At 60.8% G+C, this 23,770-nt stretch carries 25 protein-coding genes and 2 tRNA genes; 10 read left to right on the forward strand and 17 right to left on the reverse strand.

All coding sequences use genetic code 11. From position 1 onward, the window contains the following. Nucleotide 1: 1 nt before the first annotated feature. The 3 genes from AC245Y_RS07985 to AC245Y_RS07995 all read right to left on the reverse strand — a co-directional run bounded on the left by AC245Y_RS07985 (nucleotide 2) and on the right by AC245Y_RS07995 (nucleotide 2,768). Nucleotides 2-793, reverse strand: a complete 792-nt coding sequence (locus AC245Y_RS07985) for an ABC transporter permease (RefSeq protein ID WP_017993739.1) — start codon at nucleotides 791-793, stop codon at nucleotides 2-4. After that, a complete protein-coding gene (locus AC245Y_RS07990; protein ID WP_017993740.1) occupies nucleotides 790-1,614 on the reverse strand; it encodes an ABC transporter permease in 825 nt (274 codons plus the stop codon). Before AC245Y_RS07990 ends, AC245Y_RS07985 begins: the two co-directional genes overlap by 4 nt. Nucleotides 1,615-1,727: 113 nt before the next feature. Further along, nucleotides 1,728-2,768, reverse strand: coding sequence for an ABC transporter substrate-binding protein (locus tag AC245Y_RS07995; RefSeq protein ID WP_026157325.1), 1,041 nt, complete (start codon nucleotides 2,766-2,768; stop codon nucleotides 1,728-1,730). Between the two features lie 73 nt (nucleotides 2,769-2,841). On the opposite strand from AC245Y_RS07995, the gene AC245Y_RS08000 reads away from it, so the two are divergent. Next, complete coding sequence (locus tag AC245Y_RS08000; protein ID WP_017993742.1) at nucleotides 2,842-4,860, forward strand: adenine deaminase; 2,019 nt, start codon at nucleotides 2,842-2,844, stop codon at nucleotides 4,858-4,860. Between the two features lie 109 nt (nucleotides 4,861-4,969). After that, nucleotides 4,970-5,269, forward strand: a complete 300-nt coding sequence (locus AC245Y_RS08005) for a DUF6074 family protein (protein WP_017993743.1) — start codon at nucleotides 4,970-4,972, stop codon at nucleotides 5,267-5,269. Between the two features lie 41 nt (nucleotides 5,270-5,310). Here the strand turns inward: AC245Y_RS08005 and AC245Y_RS08010 are convergent, their stop codons facing one another. From AC245Y_RS08010 to AC245Y_RS08045, 8 genes are all read right to left on the reverse strand, one after another. After that, nucleotides 5,311-5,817, reverse strand: a complete 507-nt coding sequence (locus tag AC245Y_RS08010; protein ID WP_017993744.1) for a hypothetical protein — start codon at nucleotides 5,815-5,817, stop codon at nucleotides 5,311-5,313. Beyond that, complete coding sequence (locus AC245Y_RS08015) at nucleotides 5,814-6,434, reverse strand: hypothetical protein (RefSeq protein ID WP_017993745.1); 621 nt, start codon at nucleotides 6,432-6,434, stop codon at nucleotides 5,814-5,816. The genes AC245Y_RS08010 and AC245Y_RS08015 overlap by 4 nt, the downstream gene beginning before the upstream one ends. After that, complete coding sequence (locus AC245Y_RS08020) at nucleotides 6,431-7,048, reverse strand: hypothetical protein (RefSeq protein WP_017993746.1); 618 nt, start codon at nucleotides 7,046-7,048, stop codon at nucleotides 6,431-6,433. The genes AC245Y_RS08015 and AC245Y_RS08020 overlap by 4 nt, the downstream gene beginning before the upstream one ends. Then, nucleotides 7,045-7,803, reverse strand: coding sequence for an ABC transporter ATP-binding protein (locus AC245Y_RS08025; protein ID WP_017993747.1), 759 nt, complete (start codon nucleotides 7,801-7,803; stop codon nucleotides 7,045-7,047). The genes AC245Y_RS08020 and AC245Y_RS08025 overlap by 4 nt, the downstream gene beginning before the upstream one ends. Continuing rightward, nucleotides 7,800-8,864 carry a FecCD family ABC transporter permease gene (locus tag AC245Y_RS08030; protein ID WP_017993748.1) on the reverse strand — a complete coding sequence of 355 codons (1,065 nt, stop codon included), beginning with the start codon at nucleotides 8,862-8,864 and terminating at the stop codon, nucleotides 7,800-7,802. Before AC245Y_RS08030 ends, AC245Y_RS08025 begins: the two co-directional genes overlap by 4 nt. 4 nt (nucleotides 8,865-8,868) lie before the next feature. After that, a complete protein-coding gene (locus AC245Y_RS08035; RefSeq protein WP_017993749.1) occupies nucleotides 8,869-10,002 on the reverse strand; it encodes an ABC transporter substrate-binding protein in 1,134 nt (377 codons plus the stop codon). A 56-nt stretch (nucleotides 10,003-10,058) separates the two neighbouring features. After that, complete coding sequence (locus tag AC245Y_RS08040; RefSeq protein ID WP_017993750.1) at nucleotides 10,059-11,150, reverse strand: extracellular catalytic domain type 1 short-chain-length polyhydroxyalkanoate depolymerase; 1,092 nt, start codon at nucleotides 11,148-11,150, stop codon at nucleotides 10,059-10,061. 234 nt (nucleotides 11,151-11,384) lie between these two features. Next, nucleotides 11,385-12,431 carry an AraC family transcriptional regulator gene (locus tag AC245Y_RS08045; protein WP_012757215.1) on the reverse strand — a complete coding sequence of 349 codons (1,047 nt, stop codon included), beginning with the start codon at nucleotides 12,429-12,431 and terminating at the stop codon, nucleotides 11,385-11,387. Nucleotides 12,432-12,458: 27 nt separating this feature from the next. On the opposite strand from AC245Y_RS08045, the gene AC245Y_RS08050 reads away from it, so the two are divergent. After that, entirely contained in the window at nucleotides 12,459-13,457 is a 999-nt protein-coding gene (locus AC245Y_RS08050) for a zinc-dependent alcohol dehydrogenase family protein (protein ID WP_017993753.1), read from the forward strand. Between the two features lie 101 nt (nucleotides 13,458-13,558). Then, nucleotides 13,559-14,308, forward strand: coding sequence for an SDR family oxidoreductase (locus AC245Y_RS08055; RefSeq protein WP_012757217.1), 750 nt, complete (start codon nucleotides 13,559-13,561; stop codon nucleotides 14,306-14,308). A 197-nt stretch (nucleotides 14,309-14,505) separates the two neighbouring features. Here AC245Y_RS08055 and katE read toward each other — a convergent pair whose 3' ends face one another. Next, nucleotides 14,506-16,623: a catalase gene (katE, locus tag AC245Y_RS08060; protein WP_017993754.1), complete on the reverse strand. Its 2,118-nt coding sequence runs from the start codon at nucleotides 16,621-16,623 to the stop codon at nucleotides 14,506-14,508. Between the two features lie 196 nt (nucleotides 16,624-16,819). Beyond that, nucleotides 16,820-17,716, reverse strand: coding sequence for a hypothetical protein (locus AC245Y_RS08065; protein ID WP_017993755.1), 897 nt, complete (start codon nucleotides 17,714-17,716; stop codon nucleotides 16,820-16,822). Nucleotides 17,717-18,052: 336 nt separating this feature from the next. On the opposite strand from AC245Y_RS08065, the gene AC245Y_RS08070 reads away from it, so the two are divergent. Further along, the gene (locus tag AC245Y_RS08070) at nucleotides 18,053-18,232 is read left to right on the forward strand and encodes a hypothetical protein (RefSeq protein ID WP_017993757.1); all 180 of its coding nucleotides are present in this window, start codon (nucleotides 18,053-18,055) and stop codon (nucleotides 18,230-18,232) included. Nucleotides 18,233-18,491: 259 nt separating this feature from the next. Here the strand turns inward: AC245Y_RS08070 and AC245Y_RS08075 are convergent, their stop codons facing one another. Both AC245Y_RS08075 and AC245Y_RS08080 read right to left on the reverse strand, forming a co-directional pair. Then, complete coding sequence (locus AC245Y_RS08075; RefSeq protein ID WP_017993759.1) at nucleotides 18,492-18,746, reverse strand: hypothetical protein; 255 nt, start codon at nucleotides 18,744-18,746, stop codon at nucleotides 18,492-18,494. A 605-nt stretch (nucleotides 18,747-19,351) separates the two neighbouring features. Next, nucleotides 19,352-19,426, reverse strand: a tRNA-Asn gene (locus AC245Y_RS08080). A gap of 117 nt (nucleotides 19,427-19,543) precedes the next feature. On the opposite strand from AC245Y_RS08080, the gene AC245Y_RS08085 reads away from it, so the two are divergent. After that, nucleotides 19,544-19,861 carry a membrane protein gene (locus AC245Y_RS08085; RefSeq protein ID WP_017993760.1) on the forward strand — a complete coding sequence of 106 codons (318 nt, stop codon included), beginning with the start codon at nucleotides 19,544-19,546 and terminating at the stop codon, nucleotides 19,859-19,861. Between the two features lie 95 nt (nucleotides 19,862-19,956). Continuing rightward, nucleotides 19,957-20,283: a hypothetical protein gene (locus tag AC245Y_RS08090; protein WP_017993761.1), complete on the forward strand. Its 327-nt coding sequence runs from the start codon at nucleotides 19,957-19,959 to the stop codon at nucleotides 20,281-20,283. On the opposite strand, the gene AC245Y_RS08095 is transcribed toward AC245Y_RS08090, so the two are convergent. Then, complete coding sequence (locus AC245Y_RS08095) at nucleotides 20,280-20,621, reverse strand: KTSC domain-containing protein (protein WP_017993762.1); 342 nt, start codon at nucleotides 20,619-20,621, stop codon at nucleotides 20,280-20,282. The two genes, AC245Y_RS08090 and AC245Y_RS08095, sit on opposite strands and share 4 nt — an antisense overlap. A 262-nt stretch (nucleotides 20,622-20,883) precedes the next feature. Between AC245Y_RS08095 and AC245Y_RS08100 the strand changes: the two genes are divergently transcribed. Continuing rightward, a tRNA-Cys gene (locus AC245Y_RS08100) sits at nucleotides 20,884-20,957 on the forward strand. A 68-nt stretch (nucleotides 20,958-21,025) separates the two neighbouring features. Here the strand turns inward: AC245Y_RS08100 and AC245Y_RS08105 are convergent. Then, nucleotides 21,026-21,328, reverse strand: a complete 303-nt coding sequence (locus AC245Y_RS08105; RefSeq protein ID WP_017993764.1) for a hypothetical protein — start codon at nucleotides 21,326-21,328, stop codon at nucleotides 21,026-21,028. 476 nt (nucleotides 21,329-21,804) lie between these two features. Between AC245Y_RS08105 and AC245Y_RS08110 the strand changes: the two genes are divergently transcribed. Both AC245Y_RS08110 and AC245Y_RS08115 read left to right on the forward strand, forming a co-directional pair. Further along, nucleotides 21,805-22,470 (forward strand): protein-L-isoaspartate O-methyltransferase family protein, encoded by a 666-nt coding sequence (locus AC245Y_RS08110; protein ID WP_017993766.1) that lies wholly within the window; start codon nucleotides 21,805-21,807, stop codon nucleotides 22,468-22,470. Nucleotides 22,471-22,807: 337 nt separating this feature from the next. Next, entirely contained in the window at nucleotides 22,808-23,677 is an 870-nt protein-coding gene (locus tag AC245Y_RS08115) for a PopZ family protein (RefSeq protein ID WP_017993767.1), read from the forward strand. The last annotated feature ends 93 nt before the right edge of the window (nucleotides 23,678-23,770 follow it).

Here is a 23,770-nt window from a genome sequence, read left to right on the forward strand (position 1 = left end):
TCTACTTTGTCAGGAAGGTGAGGCCGAGCGTGGCCTCGACGACGGCCATGACGCCGACTGTGACGAACATCAGCAGTACCGATACCGACGCGATTGTCGGATCGAAGAATTGTTCCATATGCGCAAGGATCTGGATCGGCAGCGTCGAGATGCCCGGCCCCGTCAGGAAGACCGAAACCGACACGTCGTTGATCGAGGTGATGAAGGCGAGGATGAAGGCGGCAATGACGCCGGCGCGGATGTTCGGCAGGACCACGGTCAGGAAGGTTTTCAGCGGCGGGCAACCGAGGCTGATCGCCGCCTCCTCGACGGAAAAATCGAAGGCCGCCAGGCTGGCGCCGACGACACGCACCGAATAGGGCAGGATCAGCAGGGCGTGGCCGACCAGCAGGCTGATGAAGATCGGCAGCCCGAGGCCGATCGTCACCGATTTCATTAGCGAGAATCCGAAGACGATTTCCGGCACCAGGATCGGCAGCACGAAAATGGTGGACAGCCAGCGCGGCAATTCCACCCGATAGCGGTTGATCGCATAGGCGGCCGGGACACCGATCAGCAGGGAGAGCGCCGTGCCGAGAAAAGCGACCTGCAGGCTGGTGATCGCGGTGGTGCGGAAGGCCTCGATTTCGAAGATATTGACGAACCACCGCAACGTCAGGCCCTGCGGCGGGAAAGTCAGATAGGTCGTGTCGCTGACGGCCGCACCGATGATGATGACCAGCGGTGCGAGCAGGAAGAAGAAAACGCAGGCCGCGAAGGCGGCGAGGATCGGGTGAATGCGCCTCTCCATCACACCGCCATCGGATTGAGCCGGCGCGCGATGCGGCTCATGATGAGGACGACGCCGAGCGTCAGCACCACCATGATGGCGGCGATCGTCGATGCACCGACCCAATCGAAAGTCACCATGGCGCGCTGGTAGAGGAAGGTCCCCATCATCATCTGCTTTTCTCCGCCGAGCAGTTGCGGTGTCGCATAGGAGGTGAAGCTGCCGGTGAAGACCAGGACCGCGCCGACGATGAGGCCGGGTGTCGCGAGCGGCAGGATCACCTGAAAGAATGTCATCAGCGGCCTCGCGCCGAGCGAGGAGGAGGCGTCGATCAAATCGCGCGGGATGCCTTCAAGCACGCCGACCAGCGTCAGGATCATCAGGGGAACGAAGAGATAGACCATGGCGACGATCACCGAACCTTCGGTATAGAGCATCGAAAGCGGCTCCCCGATAATGCCGGTCGAGATCAGCATGGCGTTCAGGATGCCGTTCTTCCCGAGAATGATCAGCCATGCGAAGGATCGGACGACGACACCCGTCAGCAGCGGAAAAACCGCTGCGACGATCATGATGCTCTTCGCGCGACCGGGCATCTGCGCGATCACATAGGCCGTGATGAAACCCACAGTGAGTGAAATCGCCGTCGTGACCAGGGCGACCTCCAGCGTCCGATAAAGAACCGCCCGGCGAAAACCGCTGCTGAAGAATGTCACATAAGGCGCAAACACGCCCGTCGGTTCCGCAAACGTCGCGGCGATAGTGATGGCGACGGGAATGATGAGAAGCACAACGACGGCAATCGTCGCCGGCATCGTCAATCCCCATCTGGCAAAATGCTTCATCTCAAAACTCGTGGCATGTCCTGATATCAGGAGCGCCGCATCTCGGATTCGGATGTGCGGCGCTTCCAGGTCAGCTCGGCAATAAACCGGCCTCAGGCCGGATATCGCGCAGCTTACTGGCCGAAGACTTCGTTCCAGCGGTCGATCCAGTCGGCCTTGGCAGCGTTCATCTTGGCATAGTCGATGCGGGTGAGGCCGGCGACCATATCCGCGCCATAGGTCCAGATCTTCGCCTGGTCCGGCGTCAGGCTGACCTTCGTCGAGATCGGCGCATCGACGCCTTGTTCGGCTTCAGCCTGCTGGACTTCTTTGGACAGAATGAAGTTGATGAATTGATGCGCGAGTTCGACATTTTCCGAACCCTTCGGGATGTTCACGGTATTCAGCGTGGCGATATCGCCGTCCGTAAGCTTGGCCCATGTCATCGTCGGAACGGCCGCCTGCATCGACGCCAAGGTAAAGTCCTGGGCCAGCGCGACGCGCACTTCGCCTGTTGATATCAGGTTCACCAGTTCGGAGCCGGTGTTGTAGTTCTTGACGACATTGGGCTTCAGCGCCTCGATTTCCGAGAAGGCTTTGTCGGTGTCTTCATAGGCATCTGCGCCACCATGCTTGCCGGCTTCCAGCACGACCAGCGGGCCGGCCGTGGTGGTGATGCCGGGCAGGGAGACGGAGCTTTTCAGATCGTCGCGCCAGAGATCGCCCCAGGCGGTGATCGGCGGGTTGACCTTGGCGGAATCATAGACGATGCCGACGCGCCCGATTGTGTAGGCGGGGCCGTATTTGCCTTGAGGCGCCTTGCCCAGCTCGTAGATATCGGCGAGGTTGGGGATCTTCGACGGATCGACTTCCTGGAACAGCCCCTGTTCGATGCCGAGCTGCGAGAAGCTGTCGGTGAGATAGATGACATCGACGCCTTTGCCATCGCGCAATTTCAGCTTGTTGAGCCGGTCGGCATTGTTGCCGGTCTCGAACACGATCTCGCAGCCGCAGATCTTCTTGAAGGGCGTGATGATGTTCGCATTCATCTTCTCGCCGTTATAGCCCCACCAGGAGATGGTCAGCGTCTTCGATTGCGCCTGTGCCGCCGCGGTGCTGCCGACGGCGGCAAGCAGCGCAAGAGACAGGATTCGGGCAAAACGGCTGGCCTTCATGAGCAATGTCCTTCTGTGAAAAACGGCGTTGATAATCGGGATCATACCCCCTGGATTTTAGGGATACTATTTTTTGATCGGTCGGGTCGCAAGCTCAATACTTGGGCAAATACGCTCTTGTGCCGAGAATTTTCCAAGACCGGAGCATCGCTTTACACATCGGCGTGTGGTCTTTACGGTCCGGCGGTTCCAGCTTCTCACGGGCATTTCATTCATGGCCACTTCGCGCACTGCTCTTCCCGACGATCTGCTGATCAACGCGTCCGACGAGGTGCTGACGCGCCAGGATCTCGTGCTGACGGCGCTCGGACGCCGGCCCGCCGACAGGTTGTTGCGGGTCGGCAGGTTGCTCGATGTCCATTCGAGGACATGGCTCGACGATCAGGAGATCGTCATCAAGGGCCGCCGCATCGCCTATGTCGGCCCCGCCGGCAGTTACGCAGGCGAGGTGAACGAGCGGTTCTCCGAGCCGGATCTTGCCGCCGTGCCGGGCTTCGGCGAGGCCCATAAACATATTGAAAGCTCTCATCTGACGCCTGAGTGGGAGGCGGCTCTGGTGATGCCGCATGGCGTGACCTGGACATGCGAGGCGAGCCACGAATTTTCCAATGTCAACGGCGCACGCAACCTCGAATTCTGGCTGGAAGCGCGCCGGCGCGGATCGCCAATGAAAATCTTTCCTCTGCCTGGCTCCGCCGTCCCGCCGACCGCCTATGAATGGGGTGGCGGCTGGTTCGGCTACGATGAGCAGAAAGCCTTCCTATCCGAGAGCCTGATGGTCGCCGGGCTCGACGAGGTCATGGACTGGCCGTCCATATCCGATCCCGGCAATCCCTCCTACGATCGGCTGTGGGGCATGATCGGCGCGACCTTCGAGCAGCGCGGTGTGGTCGAAGGCCACGGTGCCGGACTGCGCGACATCGCCTCGATCAATGCCTTTGCCGCGGCAGGTCTCGCCTCCGATCACGAAGGCTGGTTTCTCGATGAAATCTGGCAGAAACTTCTCCACGGCCTTTTCATCGAGCTCAGGCCGCATTCCCTGCCGGAGGTCATCCGCGGTCTGATCGACAAGGGACTGACGGACTGGTCGCAGATCGCCCTGGTGACCGACGATCGCAGCGCCTCGGACACACTGAAAATCGGTGCGACCGACCACAATGTCCGGCTCGCCATTGAAAACGGCCTTGCGCCGGAGGTTGCCATCCAGTGCGTCACCCTCAATCCGGCACGCCATATGCGGCTGACGCCTTGGGTCGGATCGATCGCGCCGGGCCGCTTCGCCGATATTGTTCTTCTCAGCGACGTCGCCAGCCTGTCGATCGAAAAGGTATGGGCCGACGGGCGTCCTGTGTCCGAGGGCGCGACATTCATTGGCGTGCGTCCCGAAATCGACTGGCCGCAATGGGCGACGCGGACCGTGAAAATAGACCGGACGGTCACGGCTGACGATTTCCGCATCGAGGCGCCGACGAACCGGACCACGGTGAACGCAGCACTTTTGCGGCCGTTTCACTGGCACGACGATTTCATTACCATGGAATTGCCGGTGGAAGAGGGCGCCGTGCAGCGGGATCCCGCGCGCAATGTCACCAAATTCTCGATTGTCGACCGGTTCTCCGGGGAGGCCAAGGTCTCCAGGATGTTTTGGCTGGGCACCGGGCCGCGCACGCCGGAGACGGCGCTTGCCTCCACGCTCGGGCACGACAAGCACAATATCTGGACGGTCGGCTCATCGGACGAGGCGATGGCGATATCAGTCAATGCCCTGAACGAGCAGCAGGGCGGCTGGGTGCTGATATCCGCCGGCAAGATTCTCGCCCGCGTCCGCTACGAAATCGGCGGCCTGATGACGGCGCGTTCGGCCGAAGTTCTCGATGCGGAGATGCAGGCTCTTTATGCCGCCGGTGCCGGGATCGACTGGATGTACGAGCCGACATTTTCGCCTCGATGGTGGCCGGGATTTCCCGAGCGCCTGTCGTTTGCGACGCTGACCTGTTCGCCCTGGCGCTGGGTGCTGGTCGCGCCCTCGGAGCTGGCGCCGCAGGGGTTCGTGAACGTGCTCACCGGCAAAACCCATCCGATTGTCTGGTGACATTGCCGCCCGCTAAATTTCCACCTGATTGATCTTCTTACTGTAACAAATAGAAAGCATTAACCATAGTCCCGTAGACAACGAACAGGATCAAAGGAACCTGTGTTCGATGGCTACTGAAATGACCCGCCGGCCTGCCGGCGCCAATGAAGGCAAGATTATTGCCTTTCCCGCTGGAACCGGAACTGCCAACATTGAGCGCTGCGCGCGCGAACTTGGCCGGCGGCATGGCGCAGATGCGATAGAATTCTGGAAGGCCGAATGCCGCAGGCTTGCCGATCAGCTTCTGGCGGCCGGTATGCCGGAGAGCGAAGTCGGTCAGCGGGTGCTGCAGTTTCAGCAAGATGTCCAGAGCGAACTCGTCTTCAGCCATCAAAACGGACCACTGCCCAAGTCTCAAAACCGATAGTGGCGATCTTCGGGGAGGTCTGCCGAATCTGAGTGGTCGTCCTATCCCTCTTCGTAAACCGCCTCCGGCGGCAACGCGAGCAGGCGGTCCGCCATCTCCTGCTTTAGCCAGGCGAGACGCTCCTCTTCCTGGGGTGTCCGGTCGGGCTTGCGGCCGAGCATGATGAATTCCTCGCGGACATGGCCGTCGCACAGTTGCAGGGTGACGGTGCGGCCACGATAGCTGAGCTCGAAGACGTAGCGGGCGAGGATATCGCCGCGCTCCGGCCGATCGAGCAAGGGGTCGACGCTATAGCGCCCTTCCGTCAATGCGCGTGTCACCATTTCGAAGGCGTCACGCCCGCCCGGGCCGCGAAAGGCCGTGCGGATCGAGATTTCGCGGCGCTCCGGCGGTCCGTCGGCGCTGAGCAGCGGAAAGGCGCGCTCCATCACCTTGAAGGCATGGGCGACACCACCGGGAAAACCATAGCCGTGATAATGCATGATGTCGGCGAAGCCGTAGGCAAGCGGCTTGCCGTCTTCGAGGACTTCGATCTTCGTTTCGTTCATTCCGATTTTCCCTTGTCCAGTTCCTTGCGCATCCAGGGAAGGAAACCATCCAGGAAGCGCGTCGTCGCCGGCATGAAATGCGATCCGTGGTGGAAGCAGGGGTCGAGGCTGGTGATCACCATGCGCCCCGCCGTCGTGACCTCGTCTACATAGAGGATCGGCTTGCCTTCCTCGTTCACTGCCAGAACCTCGACGCCCTCTGGTGGAGCGAACCAGCCATGAAGGTGCCAGGTCAGATCGTCCTGCCTGAGATGTTCGAACAGCGAATGGCCGGGTGCTGCGATCCTGACGCCGAGATCGGCGCCCTCGGTCAGCCACCACCACCAGTTTGTCGGTTGCGGCGTGAAATGGATCGCCGGCAGGAACGCTTCCCATGCCGTCTCGCCGGTCGCAATGATCGTGCCGCCCTGGTCGAGATAGGCGCGCAGCTGCGCCGCATGCGGCGCCATCCGGTCCGCCGGCGTCCGGCAGGGAATGAACAGCACCTGGTGTTCGCTGAGTTCGACCGACGGCAGCTCCTCCGGGCGCACCAGCCTGTCGAAATGATGCCGGTAACGCGGCGCTTCCAGCGTCTCGATGTGGTAGTAGGCGCCGGGATGGATCGCGAGCACGCTCATCGGTTCAGCTCCCCCGCCAGCCAGGCGACAACACGGCCGGCCAGTTGCTTTTTGATGTCGGGATCGTCTCCGCAGCCCCAGAACTCGTTTCCGGCATGCGACAATATTTCTCCGCCCGCCGGCCGCGCCCAGATCCAGTCGACGGGAACCGCAGCCGGTCCCAACGTATTGATCGCAACGGCGCCTGATGGCATCGGGTTGTGTCCGCGGCCGTAGAAACCGGCGACGCCGCGGTTCGTTTCCAGCATCCTCTGGTCGATGCCGGCAAAAACAGGATGATCGAATTGCCTGACCTGTACGAAGTCGGCTCTTTTCGGCTGCGGCATCGGGATATAGGCGCCGAGTTCCGGCAGGATCGGCCGAAGCATGTGGCCGCTGAAGATCCACCGGCCGCCTCGGTCGAGGAAGGACGCCACCGCCGGCGCGTATCTGAGGAAGCCGACCTGATCGAGATGGGTGGTGGTGATGAGGCCGCTTACGGCGGCGAAATGCGCCTCGGTCAGCTCCATCTCGCGTACGGTGATCAGCTTGCCCTGCGCGGTCGCCTCGGCGAAAGCCGGCGGGCTCATGCCGAAAGGGTCTTGATAATGCGATTGGATCAGAAGGATGCTCATGCGGCGCAAATTCCTGCAAAGGCGGGCAGAACCGCCTGATGCCTGTCGCCTGTCGGGCCGATAAGCTCGACCACCCGCATCGGGACACCGTAAAGCCGTTCCAGATGTTCCGGCGTGATCGCCTCCGCGACCGGACCGAACAGCGATTGACCATCCGGCATCATCAGCAGCGCATCGTCGGCGGCGGCAAGCGCATGGTTCGGATCATGCGTCGTGAAGGCGATCGCCTTGTCGCGCGGTTCGCGCAGGCTTTTGAGCAGGTTCAGCAGCCGCTCCTGGTTGCGAAGGTCGAGTGCCGCCGCCGGCTCGTCGAGGACGATCGCCTGCGACCCGGTGGCGATCGCTCGCGCCAGAAGCACGAGTTGCCGTTCGCCGCCGGAAAGCCGGTCGAAGAAATGATCGGCAAAGCGGGCCGCTCCCGCCCGCTCGAGTGCTGAATGGGCAATCTCGAAATCGGAAGGGCCCGGTTGCCCGAACAGGCCGAGATGCGCTGCCCGCCCCATGACGGCGACGTCGATGGCGCGGTAGCGCTGGTTGCTGCTTCCGGTCTGCGGGACGTAGCCGACGATGGCGGGCGCGACGCGGCCGCCTTCGTCCAGCCGCTGAAAGCCGAGCATGGCTTTCAGCGTGGTCGTCTTGCCACGTCCGTTGGGGCCAAGAATGGCGAGCGACCGCCCGACGGGAACAGAGAAACTCAGGCGGTCGAGGATGGTGCGCGGCCCGAACCTGACGACCGCATCCGTCAATCCGATCATGATCCGGTCCTTTCGCGATAGTGATGGCGCAGGAGAGCCGCAAAGATCGGCGCGCCGACAAGGGCGGTGATGACGCCGAGCGGGATTTCCGCGGCCGTCGCCGTGCGGGCGAGGGTGTCGATGCAGACCATGAATCCTGCGCCGAGCACGGCGGCTGCCGGCAGCAGCGCGCGGTGATCATGGCCGACCAGCAGGCGGGCGGCGTGGGGAATGACGATGCCGATCCAGCCGATGATGCCCGAAACCGCGACCTGGCTGCCGACGATGACGGCGATGAGGCAGAAGACCAGCCATCTCTCGCGTATCGTATTGGCGCCGAGGCTGCGGGCTTCGGCTTCGTCGAGCGACAGGATGTTGAGCCGGAAGCGGAGCATCCACAGGAAGCAGCTTCCGAGGATGAGGCCGGGTGCCGCCACCAGCGTGCGTTCCCAGGTGGCTGTCGCAAAGGACCCCATCAGCCAGTAGACGATGGCGGGAAGGGACGTATTGGGATCGGCGATGAACTGCAGCAGCGAGACGACCGCCGAGAACATCGAGCTGATGACCAGCCCCGACAGGATCACGGTGACCGTTTCCGACCGGCCGTTGATGCGCGAGAGCAGCCCCACCAGGATGACGGCCACCATGCCGCAGAGGAACACCATGGCAATCAGCGGAAATCCCCAGATGCCGAGCATGATCGCCAGCGCGCCGCCGAAGGCGGCACCCTGGGAAATGCCCAGTATGTCTGGCGAAACCAGCGGATTTCGAAACACGCCCTGAAGGCCGGCGCCCGAGATCGCAAGCCCGGCGCCGGCAAGTGCAGCAAGCACGACACGCGGCGCACGCACCAGCAGCACGATGCGTTCGTCGATCCCGGCAAGCTCCCCCGAGGGATCGCTGATCCCTTGCCAGATCAGTTCCAGCGCGCGTCCAGCCGGCACGGAGAACCGTCCGACGCAGAGGCTGACGGTGAAGGCGATCACTAGCAGCGCCAGCAGCAACGTGAAGACCAGTGTCTGCCTGGCGAGGTGAATCCGGCGGGCAGCCGGCGCCGTCTCCTCCTGCGTTATCGTCGCCATGACGTCACTTCGCCTCGAACTGCGCGTAGTCGGCGGCAGCGCCCTGTTCCTTCAGCCAAAGGATATTGTCGATATCGCTATCGGCCAGGTCGTAGTTGTAAAGCGTCTTGTAGGCCGTCTTCATTTCCGTCCGCAGGTCGTATTTGAAGATCTGGGGATGGAGCAGGTTGGCCGTCCACATCCAGGACAACGGCGATTCCTGGCTCGGCGGATCCCAGCGATAGCCGCCGAGCGGCATCTTGTAGACCCGCTTGGATTTGGCGGCATTGGTCAGAGACAGGATCGGATCGTTATAGACCCAGTCGACATTCAGCTTTGCCTCGAATGCATTGAGGAAGATGACGTCGGGGTTCCACGCTGCGATCTGTTCCTTGTTCACCGAGACCGTGCCGTTGAGTTCGTCCGAGGCGTTTCTCCCGCCCGCAAGCTCGATGGACCAGGCATTGTAATTGCCCTTGGTGCCGGAGGCGCTGATATCGGAGAGCGCACGGCCGAGGTAGAGAACATTCGGCTTCTTGTCATCGGGGATAGCAGTCGTCTTGGCCTCGATATCCTTCTGGACGCGATCACGCCATTCCACCAGTTCGTCGATCCGCTCCGGCTTGCCGATCGCCTTTGCGGCCATGGTCATATAATCGCGGGTCAGCTCTTCCGTGCCATAGAGGATCAGCATCGTGGTGAGCCCGGCATTGGTGATGGGTGCGACGATATCGGCGCCGCGATCGCCCCATTGGATGACGAGATCGGGATTGGCGGCGGTGAGCGCCTCGACATTAGGCACGAAATTCGGCGCCGTCACATCAGACGGAATATCCTTCGCCTCGGGGAAGATCTTTCCGAGAATCCCTTCGACCACGGCGCTCTTTGCCGTCGGGTTCATCCCAATGAGCTTCCGGGTGCTGCCATCCAGCGCGATGACGGTGGAAGCCATTGGGATGACGATCGAGACGACACGTTCGGCAGCCTTTGCCAGCCGCACCTCGTGGTTCCCCTGATCCTTGAAGACGATCTCTTCGGCAAAAGCTGCAGGTGCCAACAGCGCGGCGGCAAGTGCAGCCGCCATGCGGCGGCGCGAAGCAGTTGTGATGAAAAGCGAAAGCGGAACCATGGTGTCTCCCCGTATGACGATGAGCGCCATTCCTATTCCGCGTATTTATTCTTGTCTACAAATCTCCACTTTAATTAGCGATATGACTACCGCATCAGCCCAGCGGACCGGAGGGCATCTTCAATGACCTTCTGAATGCCGCCCCGGTCGCTGCCCGCGCCGAATGGGCCTGCGGCGTTTTCCGGTTGCGCAGCCGAGGGTTTTGCGTCGCGCCGTTTTTCAAATGAGGGGACCAGACCCCAGGACCTGGCAGTTTCGACGGTCGATGAAATTCCGACGTCAAGCATGAAGGGGCCGCTTGCGCCGTAGCCGGTGTCGACATCGAGCGGCGTGCCGTGATCCATCCCGGCAATCGTATAGAGCTCGATTACATCGACACCGTGAGCATCGGTCCAGACCTTTCGCTGGTGTCGTCCGATATCTGCGACGCGCCCCGGCGATGCGTCGACGCCGTGGATATTTCTCCATTGCTCCACGATCGCATTTGCATTGGATGGCACGACGGTTCTGTCTGCGCTCCCCTGCCAGAGCGATAATGTCGGCCATGGGCCTTTGTGCCCTGAAGCGTTTCTCAATCGCAGTTCAAGCTCCTTGGCAGTTGGGCTGCCGTGACCGCGCATTCGGTCGAATGCCTCGGGAATGGTCCCGGCACTTGCATATGGCAGGCCCGCGATGATCGCGCCGCCCGCAAAAATCTCGGGATAGGTGGCGAGCATGGCTGCGGCCATGGCGCCGCCGGCCGAAAGCCCGGTCACGAACACGCGCCTGCCGTCGATACCGTGTTCCGCAACGACCTTTGCGATCATCTGGCGAATGGAAAATACCTCGCCGTGATCGCGGCTTATGTCCTCCGGGTTAAACCAATTGAAGCAGAGGTTTGGATTGTTTGCCCGTCGTTGCTCGGGAAACAGCAGCGCGAAGCCGTAGTCCTCGGCCAATCGCGACCAACCGGACCCGATATCGTACCCGGCGGCAGTCTGGGTGCAGCCGTGCAGGACGACGACCAGGGCCAGGTTTTTCCCGCGCTTCGACGGCAAATAGGTGTAGCCCCCCAAGGCGCCGGGGTTTGAGCCAAACGCATCCAAGGCGACCAGGTCGGGGTTGTTCTGCGTGGGTTGGGCGCGAAGGGTTCCTCGCAGCGCAGCAAGGCGTGCGAGCGTGTCTGACATAGATCTCATGAAAGTCTCCGCCAATCAGCAGCCGGGATGGCGGGTGATGCTGAACTAAACGCGTCAATCTACGAAAAGGTTGCTGCGGTGCACAATGTTTTTCGTGCCATCGAGCTTCTCAATACACTCTGCCCGTGTGCTCATTTCAGCAGTCAGCGGGCCATGAACATTTTGATCCTGAATGTAGGCGAAAGATCCCAAGACCTGCGGAAAAGCTGCGAACGTCTTCGCCATGACTTCTGATTACAAATCAGCCGGAACAGGGTGCCTGACCGGCGCCCTTGATCGATCTCCACTGGGAACGGGACGGTCGACGCCACGTCGCTCGCGCCGCCACTGCCCCGGCGCCACGCCGGTCGCAGCTTTAAAAGCGCGGCTGAGGGCGATGTCGGTGCCATAGCCGGTCTGCGCGGCCGCCGCTGAGATTGAGTGGCCGGCGGCGAGAATGAGTTTCGCACGATAAATGCGCCAAGTCGTGATGTAGGTCAGCGGCGGCACTCCGACGACCGACTTGAACAGCACTGCAAAGGTGGAGCGCGACATCCCCACATCGCGGGCGAGCTGCTCCAGCGTCCACGGGTGCGCCAGATCGGCATGAATCCGGTGCAGCGTTTGCGCCAACTGGCGATGGGTCAGTCCGGCGAGCCAGCCCTCGGGCATATTCCCCTCCGAACTGGCCCAGCTTCGGATCGCTTGGATGAACAGCACGTCGAGCAGCCTGCCGACGACATAGGAGCCGCCAAGCGACGCCTGCGCCTCCTCTTTTCCGATCTGTTCGAGGATCGAGACCATCCGCCCTGCGTCGGACTTCGCCATGGCGACATGAACAACATCGGGCAACAGCGCCGACAAGGGCTCGCCCGCAGCGTGGTCGAACGTAAACAGGGTCGAGAAGAACTCGCACGCTTCGCCGTCTCCACCGAAGGACACCGTCTCGCCCGTCACATGGTCGGCAATCTGCCAGCAGGGCACTGCGACCCGGTCCGGAGCGTCGCCCAATATGCCCATGACCCCCTGCTTGATGATGAGGCAGTCGCCTTCCTCGACAACGACCGGGGGGTGGCCGACTTGGGTGAACCAGCCCCGGCCCTTAGCGATGACGATCAGCCGCGCCTGACCGCCGCTATCGAACGACATCGCCCATGGTGCATGAGCACGCATGCGGACGAAGAGCGAGCTTTGGAGCTGCATGGCGCTGAGGACGGAATCGAAGGGGTCCATGGGAATCTCGGACGATAGGTTATAAAATGCATACTCCACGTAATAGATGATCCCGTCAATCTCCACCATATCACTTACACAATCTGGAGGTTGCGCATGAAGATCTATCGTTTGCAGAAAATCGGCTCCGTCAACGGCCTGGAGTTACGCGAAGAGCCCACGCCAAGTCCCGGTCCGGGCGAAGTCCTCGTTAACATCAAGGCGACCTCGCTCAATTTCCGCGACCTCACGATCATCAACGGCTGGTCGCCCTTTCCGCTCGAAGAAGGGCGGGTGCAGCTGTCCGACGCCGCCGGGATCGTCGAGGCGGTCGGCTCGGGGGTCGTCCGTTTCGCGGTTGGCGACCGGGTGGCGAACAATTTCATGCCGGGCTGGCATGCGGGACCATTTCGTGAATTTGTGCCCCAATATGGCACCCAGATTGATGGCTGGATGGCCGAATATCGCACCGTCGACCAGAACGAGCTGGTCGCCATTCCCGATTCGATCAGCTTCGACGATGCCGCGACTCTGCCATGCGCCGCCGTCACCGGGTGGAATGCGGTCGCCGGCGTCGGTCCGCAGCACCGCGTGCTGACGCAGGGAACCGGAGGTGTGTCGTTGTTCGCGCTGCAGTTCGCCAAGGCGCGCGGCGCGGAAGTGATCGCGACGACCTCGTCGAACGAGAAGGCGGAGCGTCTGCGCGCACTCGGCGCCGACCATGTGATCAACTACGCCGAGAATCCCGATTGGGGCGAGCTAGCCAAGGCGCTCACCGGCGGGCGTGGCGTCGACCGCGTGGTCGAGGTTGGCGGCCCCGGCACATTCAACCAGTCGTTGAAAGCGGTGGCACTTAGCGGCCAGGTGTCGATGGTGGGAGTGCTGTCGCAGGGGGAGATGCCCGGCTACCTCGACATGTTCCTCACCTTCGCGCGGTTCCAGACGATCGCCACCGGCAATCGTCTGGATCTGGAAGACGTGATCGCCGCCGTCGCGCAGAATGGCATCCGCCCGGTGATCGACAGCCGCTTCACGCTCGCCGACGGCAAAGCCGCATTCGAGCATTTCGGCAAACGCAACGTGTTCGGCAAGGTCGTCATCACCAATGAGGGCTGAGAGATCTGCATCCCAGGGCGGTATATATCGCCCAGAAAGCAATCTAACCGCGCAGTTCCGACGCGCTTTATCCCACCTTCTCATCACATGGAGCATACGAAATGGCAAAACTGACTGACAAGGTCGCCGTGATCACCGGCGGCGGGAGCGGCATCGGCCTGGCGTCAGCCAAGCTCTTCGCCCAGGAAGGCGCAACGGTCGTCATCGTCGGGCGCAATAAGGATGCGCTCGACAAAGCCGCCGCCGAAATCGGCGGCAGCGCGGCGGCGATCGTCGCGGATGTCGCGGACCTGGACGCGCTGGACGCGCTCTATGCGGAGGTCGGCAAGCGTTTCGGCAGGATCGACGTGATCTTTGCCAACGCGGGCGTCAACAATCTCGCGCCGTTCGAGGCGGTAACGGTTGAGGATTTCGACACCCAGTTCAACGCCAATGTTCGCGGTCTCTTCTTCACCGTGCAGAAGGCGCTGCCGCTGCTCAGCGATGGGGCATCGGTGATTCTCAACGCCTCTGTGGCGCATGGCAAGGGTACCCCGATGCACTCGGTCTATGCGGCGACCAAGGCGGCCGTACGGTCCTTTGCACGCAGTTGGACGACCGACCTCAAACATCGGAAGATTCGCGTCAACTCGCTCAGCCCCGGGCTGGTCGAGACTCCGATCTTTGGCAAGCTGGGCGTCCCGGCCGAGGCCATCAAGGAAGGGCTACCTGCGATGCTTGCCCAGATGCCGATGGGCCGGGTCGGCAGGCCGGAAGAGGCGGCCACCGTCGCGCTGTTCCTGGCAAGCGCAGACAGTTCGTTCGTGACCGGCATCGACCTTCCCGTCGATGGTGGAATGGGACAGGTATAAGCTCTAGGCGGCTGGAAAGGTGAGAACAGGGTGCGTTGTCGGCGATTCCGCCGTTAAGCCTCCTGGCCTGCTGCAAGGTTTCCTAGGACCGGAGCCCACACGGCGGCAACACAATCAGCGTGAGATAAAACCCGCGTTTCCGCGGGTTTTATGATTACAACGGGCATTCCCGGGCGCGGACGGCGGCGACGAGACGGTCAATTCAATTTGACCGATGGCTCTCGACCCCAGACACGCAGTTTGCCAAGCGCCTTGATAAAAGCCGTGACATCCTTCGCCGCTCCGAGCGCAATCACGCCCTCATCCAGGGAATCGGCAATTCCAGCCTTCTGCATCAACGGCAGCGCTGTTTCCACATAGCCGATGAACTTGCAGTGCAGGAAGGCATCCGCCACGAAATCGCGGGCCGTTGCCTCCTTCAGCAGGTCGCCGGTTCCCTCGGCCGAGGGGAGGAGGGCGACGGCGTCGTAAAGCACTGAAGGTCCGCCGTCGATCATCTGATGCGCCTCGATCCAGTTGCCGTCCGAGAGCGTCACACCGCCGATCTTTGGTGCGATCACTTCGAACGCTGCTTTCTGCTCGGTGATCTCGGCAAGCAGCGCCTTGAAGATAGCGGCATCGGCGCCATCGCTGACAAGAATGCCGAGTTTGCGTCCTTCGAACCGCTTCGGACCGCGCTCTATGATGCTGAGCGCCGGCGACGGCTCGAGATCCTGCCGCGTCGGCATGGCGGCATCGGCAGGCTTCGGCATCGATTTGAAGCCGAGGGCATGGCCGACCTTACTGGCCAGCGTCTCATCGATGTTCAAGAGATGCGAGACCATACGCTCACGAATGACCGGCGTTTCGACCTTGCTCAGTTCGAAGATCAGTGCCGCGGCGATATGGCGTTGTTCCGGTGGAGTCTGGCTGATGTAGAACTGTCGGGCCTGGCTGTAATGATCGGCAAAGCTTTCCGGCCGCAGCCGAACCTTGGGACCCTGCTCCTCGGCCGGGAAGTGCCGGTAGCCTTGAACCGGGGATTCCCGCGGCCCCTGATTCCAGGAATTCGGCTGGTAATTGACGCGCCCGACGGGATTGCGCATCGCCATAAGGCCATCCTGCTGAAAATTGTGGAAGGGACACTTCGGCGCGTTGATCGGCAGATGGGTGAAATTCGGACCGCCCAGGCGTTTCAGCTGCGTGTCGAGATAGGAGAAGTTTCGTCCCTGCAGCAGCGGATCATTGCTGAAGTCGATGCCGGGGGGAACGTTCTGCGTCATGAACGCGACCTGCTCGGTCTCCGCAAAGAAATTCTCGGGCATTCGGTCGAGCACGAGACGGCCGATCGGTTTGACCGGAAGGATCTCCTCGGGAATGAGCTTCGTCGGATCGAGGATGTCGAAGTCGAACGTGTCGGCGAAGTCCTGATCGAAAAGCTGCACACAGAGCTCCCATTCCGGGAAGGCTCCCGACTGGATCGACTGCCAGAGGTCGCGGCGATGGAAATCCGGATCCGCACCATTGATCTTGACCGCCTCGTTCCAGGCGACGGACTGCAGGCCGAGTTTCGGTTTCCAGTGAAATTTGACGAAGGTCGATTCGTCAGCTGCGTTGACGAAGCGGAAGGTGTGAACGCCGAAACCCTCCATGAAACGGAACGACCGCGGAATGGCGCGGTCCGACATCACCCACATGATCATGTGCATGCTTTCGGGCGTCAGCGTAATGAAGTCCCAAAAATTGTCGTGCGCCGACTGCGCCTGCGGAAATTCCTTGTCGGGCTCCGGTTTTACGGAATGAATGACGTCGGGAAACTTGATCGCGTCCTGAATGAAGAAAACCGGGATATTATTGCCGACCAGGTCCCAATTCCCCTGCTGGGTGTAAATCTTCACGGCGAAACCGCGCACGTCGCGCGCCAGATCGAAGGAACCCTTGCTGCCGGCAACGGTCGAAAACCGGACGAAAGCCGGCGTCTTTTCGCCGGGCCGCTGGAAAAGATCGGCCCGGGTATAGGCGGCCAGGGATTCATATGTTTCGAAGTAGCCATGGGCGCCGTAACCGCGCGCATGCACAACCCGCTCGGGAATGCGCTCGTGGTCGAAATGAAAGATCTTCTCGCGGAAATGGAAGTCATCGATGAGCGCGGGGCCGCGGGCGCCAACGCGAAGCGTATTCTGATCGTCGGAAACCGGACCGCCTTGCGCTGTGGTCAGAACCGGCATCCCGTCTTCGGCAAACTGATGAAGCTCGCCGCCTGCACCCCGGTGCAGTTTCTGATCGTGGATCGTTGCGTTGTCCGAGGGCGAGGTTTGGGAGGTCTTTTTGGCCATCTTCATTCTCCGGAAAGGGATTTACCTAACCGAAGCTCGCCAACGGCCACATGTTCCGCCCGATGCGAAATAAACCGCCATGGGAAAAAGCCTTGCAGCGGACGATCAATCCAACCGCAGCAGAGCCGGGGATGGCTCCACATAATGGGCGCGGGGCCTTTCGACCCCGCGCCCCAATTTCCGTTGATCCTGAGCCTTAGATCCGGGCCTTGACGAGGAGGTCTTCCTCTTCGTCGCGTTGCGACCCGCCAAAGGCTGCAGCGGCAGAGGCGATGAAAGCCCCAATCAGAAGTGACAACGCGCCGAGCAATGCCGTGGTGGAGGCAGCCTTGCGTGCCTCATCGGCAGCTTTCTGGGCGGCGACCTTGGCGTCGTCGATGCGCTTCAGCACAGTGTCGACGCGGGTGCGCGCATCGGCCTCGGAAAGACCGGTGCGAGCAGAGACGATGGTGGCAAGATAGGCCTTGTCATCATCCGGGATCTGGCCGGCGACAGCACCGTTGAGTAGGATGCGGGAAACCTCAGCCGTTGCTGCGGTATCATCGGATGTTGCTCCTGTGCGGGCCTGTTCAGGACGCAGCAAAGCGTCGGTAAAATAGGCGGTAGGCAGATCCGCGGTCGATACCGTCGATGACGCCGCCGTACCTGCGGCGGTAGCGGCCGAACCCACGGCTTGTGCGCCCGCACCGGCAAGCGAGGTCAGCGACGAGGCTAGAAAGCCGGCAACGAAGATCGTCGCCAGCGCCCAACTGATGAAGCCATGCGCGGTATCGCGGAAGAACACCTCGTCGGTATGGACGGCCGCCCACTTGGTGCGCAGCCGGCCGGTGATATAGCCACCGAGCCCGGAGGAGAGCCATTGGACGACAACCAGCCAGATCGCCGCCGTCACCCCGACCGTGCCGAGCGAACTGCTTTGCCCCGACCAGGGCGACACCATCGTCAACCCAACCCCGGATCCAAGCAGCAAAAGAATGAGGGTCACTCCGATGGCAGCCGCGGCGCCTCCGAAGATAGGCCCCCACGTCATGGCGGATTTGGAAGATTCGACCGGAGTAGCAATCTCTCCGGAATCTGTCATTGAAACCGACATGATCTGTTCCTATCGCACAAACAGAGCAAGAAGGATGATGATCGGCAGTGGAACACCAAGCAGCCAAAGCAGAATACCGCGACCCATGAAAGACCTCCTGTCAGAAACTGACGTAACGTGGTTGATGCCACTCAACTTTGAACCACGGTCTTTGTTCCCGGCCGGCTTGGTCATCGACGATCTTCATGCGGAGCTGATCGAGATCGATGAGAATTCTTGCGCGCTCGGAGCTAACGCCAGCCGAAGAGCGCGCCTATATCTTGAAGCGAATGTGATCTGCGAGGAGAGAGGAGAGGCTCTCATCACTCGGTCGCGGCGTAAACGGGAGAAGCATCGATGAAGAGATTTCGGGCATTTGTAGCAGCCGGAGCAATCAGTCTTGCCGCCATGACCTCGGCATGCTCGACGCCGCCGAATTCATATGGCTCGGCATCGGGATATCAGCCGGGAGATTCGATGAACCCGGCCTGCGCCGATGGCTTCCGACCCGGTGACGGCCGTTCGTGCAGCTATTAGAGGTGGTCGCCTTGCCCGTACAATGAACGGGATCGTCCGGAGCGTCAGGCGGGCGGTCATTTCCGTTTGATGACAGCCCCGACGGCGGCGCCGATCGCGGCGTCATCGAACAGCGTCGGCCCGACTGCGGCGCCTATTCCGATTCCTATCGCCATACCCAAAGCCATGGCCGTGATTTATCCCGGTGCTGTGGCGATAGTATGTGTTTCGCTGCGCCCGGCGGAGCGTCGGCGGTCCTATTGACTGCCGATCCACTTCATTACGGTTTTTTCCGGAGGTCACCTGGTAAAGCATCAATGAGTTGATGCACTTTTCCGGTGGCGAATACGATGTCCTCGCGCGGCAGATGGACTGTTATCTCAATCTCTTCCCACCTGCCGCCATGGTCTTTTGCGAATCTGACGGCGGCTTCCAAAGACGTGAATTGCACGGCCGGTGCGTTGGCGGTCCAAAACTGCACGCTGCAGTCCGCCGCACTGTAATCTAAAAATGCTTTTTCAGGATCTAGCGCCATGGCGTTTGCTTTACACCGCCGGCGGTTGGTTGGCCAGCGGTTGCCTACCCATCGTTAATGCACATGACTAGGCCGCCGGCTTGACGGCGATGTGCGCGCGGATGGCGACCCGGGCAGGGATGGTCTTGGATAAAAGAAAGGGTCGGGCGAATGCTCGCGCCGACCCTTCTTTGATTGCATTAGCAGGGTGCCAGTACATCCGTGGTCACCAGCAAAAGCCATCTGATAGATTGAATTTATCCGCCTCGTGAATTTTCGCAAGGATTAGGGGGGTGCTGATTTAGGGCTAGGTGAGGGAGGCGCAATAACCAGGGTACGACGAGAAGCGCGACACGCGCTTTGAGGGCGCTAGTTGCCTGGCTGATCGGTCAGTCGATCGAAAGACAGTGCGATTGCATGGACCGGCCCAACGCTCTTAACCTTGGCGACAGACAATCCTACAGTGCGATCCGCTGCCAGTAGCGGATTTAAGATTCAGGAGAAATTAATAAGAAAAATTTGTTGAGCCCCATTTCGAAAAATCAAATCTCAAAACCGGGGAGGGAAGTGGGGAAGAAAACGCCTGCTTTCGGATTATCAACGAAACAGGCGATTACTTGAAAAAATGGCTCCCCGGGCCGGATTCGAACCGGCGACCTGTCGATTAACAGTCGAATGCTCTACCGCTGAGCTACCAGGGATCACTGCTTGGCGCGGTGTGAGTGGGCTAATACAAACGCTTTCCCGATTTGCCAAGCGGTTTTTTCAAAAAAATGAAATGAACTTGTATTTGGGATGCCTGCGCCCATCTCTGGGGAATGACAAATGTGAACGATCGTGAGGAGACGAGAGGCGGCAAGAAGCGCGAGGCACGGGCAGTGCGCTTCGGCATCGATCATGCAAGCGGCAGGCTTGTGCTTGGCTCTTTCAGCATCGGCATGCCGCGCTCGCGCATCGCGCGGATGGCACTCGGCATGGCCCTCATTTTCTGCGGCGTGTTGGGTTTCCTGCCCATCCTCGGCTTCTGGATGCTGCCGCTCGGCTTCCTCGTGCTTTCGCACGATCTGCCGTTCGCGCGCCGGCTTCGGCGGCGGCTGGCTGTCTGGTGGCACAGACGGCGAAAATCGGCTGGCTGATCGGCAAGGAGGGCGTGGAACTGTGGATCGCTTTTCGCATTCGTGGTTTATGAATGTAAAACGCAAAATTGCGTCAAAATGGTCCAGGTGAGGAAATGAAGGTATCCTTTGTTGTCGTCCTGTCGGCAGCGGCGCTTCTTTCAGGCATTTCCGCCGAGGCCCAAGCCATCGACAGCCGCGGTTTCGACGCTCGCGGCATCTGTCGCCGTCCCGAAGGCTGCGTGGTCGATCACGGTCAAGGCGGCAGCTACAACGGGCCTCGCAACTATCGCAATTTCAACGGCCGGAATGAGCGCGATGGGAGGAACGACCGCGAGCGGGATAATCGGCGCTACCGTTCTCAGAACAGGAGCGACAATTTCGACGCGGGAACCAGCCGCCTTGTCGCAGGCCCTGAGATTGGGCTGCAAATTTGCGTCTAGTTGGATCTGAGTTCGCTTTCCTCGAAAGTTCCGCCATGGTCCGGATCGAGGCCGGTCGTCATCAGCAGGCTGCAGGCGGCAAGGAGGAGGACGAGCTTCACTGCGTAGGACGCCACGGAGACCGGCTGTCGAGGGCGGCCCGGTGATACGCGAGACGGCGCTATATAGTACTGGTAATAGAAGTATGGATCATCCGTTTCCAGCAGGTTCTGGTGGACGTGCGGCGGAATATCCGCATGTTTCACCGGCGGAGAACCAGGGAATTTTACATGCAGATCCCGGGTTTCGGCGTCGTATGCTGCACGCACGCGCTTCGATTTGAGGGCAGCCCAATCCATCTCAAGCTCCTATACCCTCCCGTGGGCAATTGAGTCCCGGACGGTGATCGAAGTCAAGTCAAGAATTTGTTTCAAATGCCATCATTGGCAGGAAATGGGGCATCGTCACGGCCGCGGAAATTCCAGCCCGCGCCCGCTCCGTTTCGGGATGGAAAAATGGTCGTTTCGACAACCGCGGAATAGCGTTTTTCCGAAATGCCCTCTTGCGATTTCCTTACGATCATTCTAAACGCTCGCCACGGCTCAGATAACGAGCGCGTGAGGCCTCGTGGCGGAGTGGTGACGCAGAGGACTGCAAATCCTTGTACCCCGGTTCAATTCCGGGCGAGGCCTCCAAACATCTTCCACAAGACATAATCTATGTGAACCGCTGATGGCACGGCGTTGGCGCCTGACGCGCGATGCTACCAGACCCGCTGGCCGGGCGAAAAATCGAACTGTAACGGATTGATTCCCGTGAGGCGGTAGAGCGCCTTCAGGCCGCCTTTCCGGATTTGCGCCTGATATTGCAGATCGCTCAATTCGGGGCCGTTATCGATTTCGGGGCCGGCGCCGAGAAGCCGCCGCATGCCTTGCGGCGAAATGCGGGTGAAGCTGCGAATGTCGCCGCTGCTGTATTTGATCAGCAGCAGGCGGGCATCGGCATTGTAGTGAAGCGCTTCTATGCCGCGCGATTGGATGATCAAGGTTTGCATGCGCACAGCCATAGCGCAAGGCGAGGGCGCTGCAACAAAATGGTTGACGTAACGTTAATGCGCGTGCGGCTGTCGGGGCTGGATTTCAAGGGAAACGAGCGCGTGCCGGACCAGCGCCGGGCATGATTGCCGCAGACGCCATGCAGGGGTATCGAGCGCGTTTCGTCGCCCTATCGCTTCCACGTCGTTTCGCCGTCCAGCAGCCCGCAGCAGAATATGGCGATGAGCGCTGCGACGATGAAGAAATCGAACAGCGTGAAATACTCGAAAATCGCAGACATGGCCTGCTCCTCCTATTTCCTCCGGTGGAAATCATAACATGAAGGGGCAAAAGATTCCACGCTGGAGTTGCAGCGTCCATCCTGCCCCTGTGGCGCGGAAGAGGCGCCGTCCGGATTCTTTTCGCCGGCGCCTGCCAAGCCTTGAAAGCATCCGTGGCGGGGATTAAGAGACGAGGGACAGGAACCGCTTTTCAAGAGCGAGAGGACATGATGGATTTCGAAGCAGCGCGCGTAAAGATGGTCGATACCCAGGTTCGCACGACGGACGTTACCTCGCATTCCGTGCTGACGGCGTTTCTCACGGTGCCGCGTGAGGCTTTCGTGCCGGAGAAGGCGAAGCTGCTGGCTTATATCGACAACGACGTCGAGATCTCCGCAGCCGCATCGGGAAAGCCGGCCCGCTTCCTGATGGAAGCGTCGCCGCTTGCCAAGCTGTTGCAACTGGCCGCGATCACCAAGGACGACTTCGTGCTCGAGGTTGGATGCGGCACGGGTTACACTTCGGCGCTGTTGTCGATCGTTGCCGGCTCCGTCATCGCGCTCGAATGCGACGAGACGCTGGCCACTGAAGCGAAGGCGCAGCTTACCGGCTACGCCAAGGTCGAGGTCGTGACCGGCCCGCTCGAACAGGGCTACGCTGCCGGCGCTCCCTATGATCTGATCTTCATCAACGGCGCGGTCGAAGAGGTTCCGGCCGCTCTTCTCGGTCAATTGCGCGATGGTGGCCGTCTGATCACCGTCGAAGGTTACGGCAATGCCGCTCGCGCCAAGGTCTTCGTCGCCGAGCGCGGCGCCATTTCGGAAAACGTCTTCTTCAATGCCTCGGTCAAGCCGCTGCCGGGCTTCGCCAAGGCGCGCGAATTCGTTTTCTGACATCGTTCTTGTCTACGACGTTCAGCGACGGGCGCCATGGGCGCCCGTTTTTTTTTGTCAGCGCCGCTGGAAAGCCTTCATAAACATCGCTTATCCTGACGCCGCCACGGCCGATCGGACGGATGTTATGCGCTTCAAATTCTGTTTCATGGGATGTCGCCGCCGCAAAATCGCGATAGGCTTTGCGGGTGGCAAACATCAGGTAACAAAACTGTGCATGGCCGCATTCATTTGATTCGCGATGATTTTTTTCACGCCTGGGGTATTCTAAGGTCGTGGTGATTCGGATGAATGCTCCACACCATCCGGTCGTTGTTTTGGGATAACGGGGATAGAAATGGCTCAGCCAAGTGTAGCGCGTGAACCGTCCATGGAAGAAATTCTGGCCTCCATCCGCCAGATCATCGAAAGCAATGAGCCCGGCGCCGGCAAGGCGATTTCCGCGTCACTCCCGCCGGTCTACGGCGCCGACGAGGATGACAACGGCTCCGAAATTCATCTGACGGTCGACGACACCTATGCCGGCGTGGAATTCCCCGAACCGGTCATGCGCTCCTCCGATCCGCGTTTCGTCGCCGCCAATTCGGCCGGCACCGCCCCCGAAGCAGAAGTTCCGGCCCGTGCTATGTCGCTGGCCGATGTCGCCGCCCGCGTGCGCGCCGCCTCCGAGCGCAGCGCCGTGCAGGCCGGTCAGGCTTTGCGTGAAATTCCGAGCGGCTTCCGTCAGCCCGAACCGCAGCCGGCCGTTACGCCGGAGCCGCCGCGCGCCGCGGCACCGCAGCCGCAGCCGGCACAGTCTGTTTTCCTGGATGCCGCAGCGCCCGTTCAGCATGTTGCGACCCAGCAGCCGGCCGAGCCGGTGTTTACGGAAACGCAAAGAGTGGCCGTCGCAGAGCCTGCGCCGGCCGTCGAAACAACGCTGCCGGCCATGGAACCCGCTCAGTCTTCGACCGACCGTTTCCTGCCAAGCGTCATGGACGAGGTCCAGCCGACGCTGCTTTCGGAGGATGCCGGCCTGCAGATCAGCCGCTCCTTTGAGGAGCTCGCCGCCGCGATCGACGGTGCCGAGCGCCGCTCGCTGGATGAGATCGCAGAGGACATGCTGCGCCCGATGCTGCGCGAATGGCTTGATGATAATCTGCCGACACTGGTCGAGCGGTTGGTGCGCGAAGAAATTGAGCGCGTGGCGCGCGGCCCGCGCCGCTGATCGGATTGCTTTTTCCTGAAAAGCCGCTCCGGTCTCCGGAGCGGCTTTTTTATTGACTTGGTCGTGACCATCCTATTTACAAACGGCCATCCT

This window comes from Rhizobium sp. SRDI943, assembly GCF_057653695.1.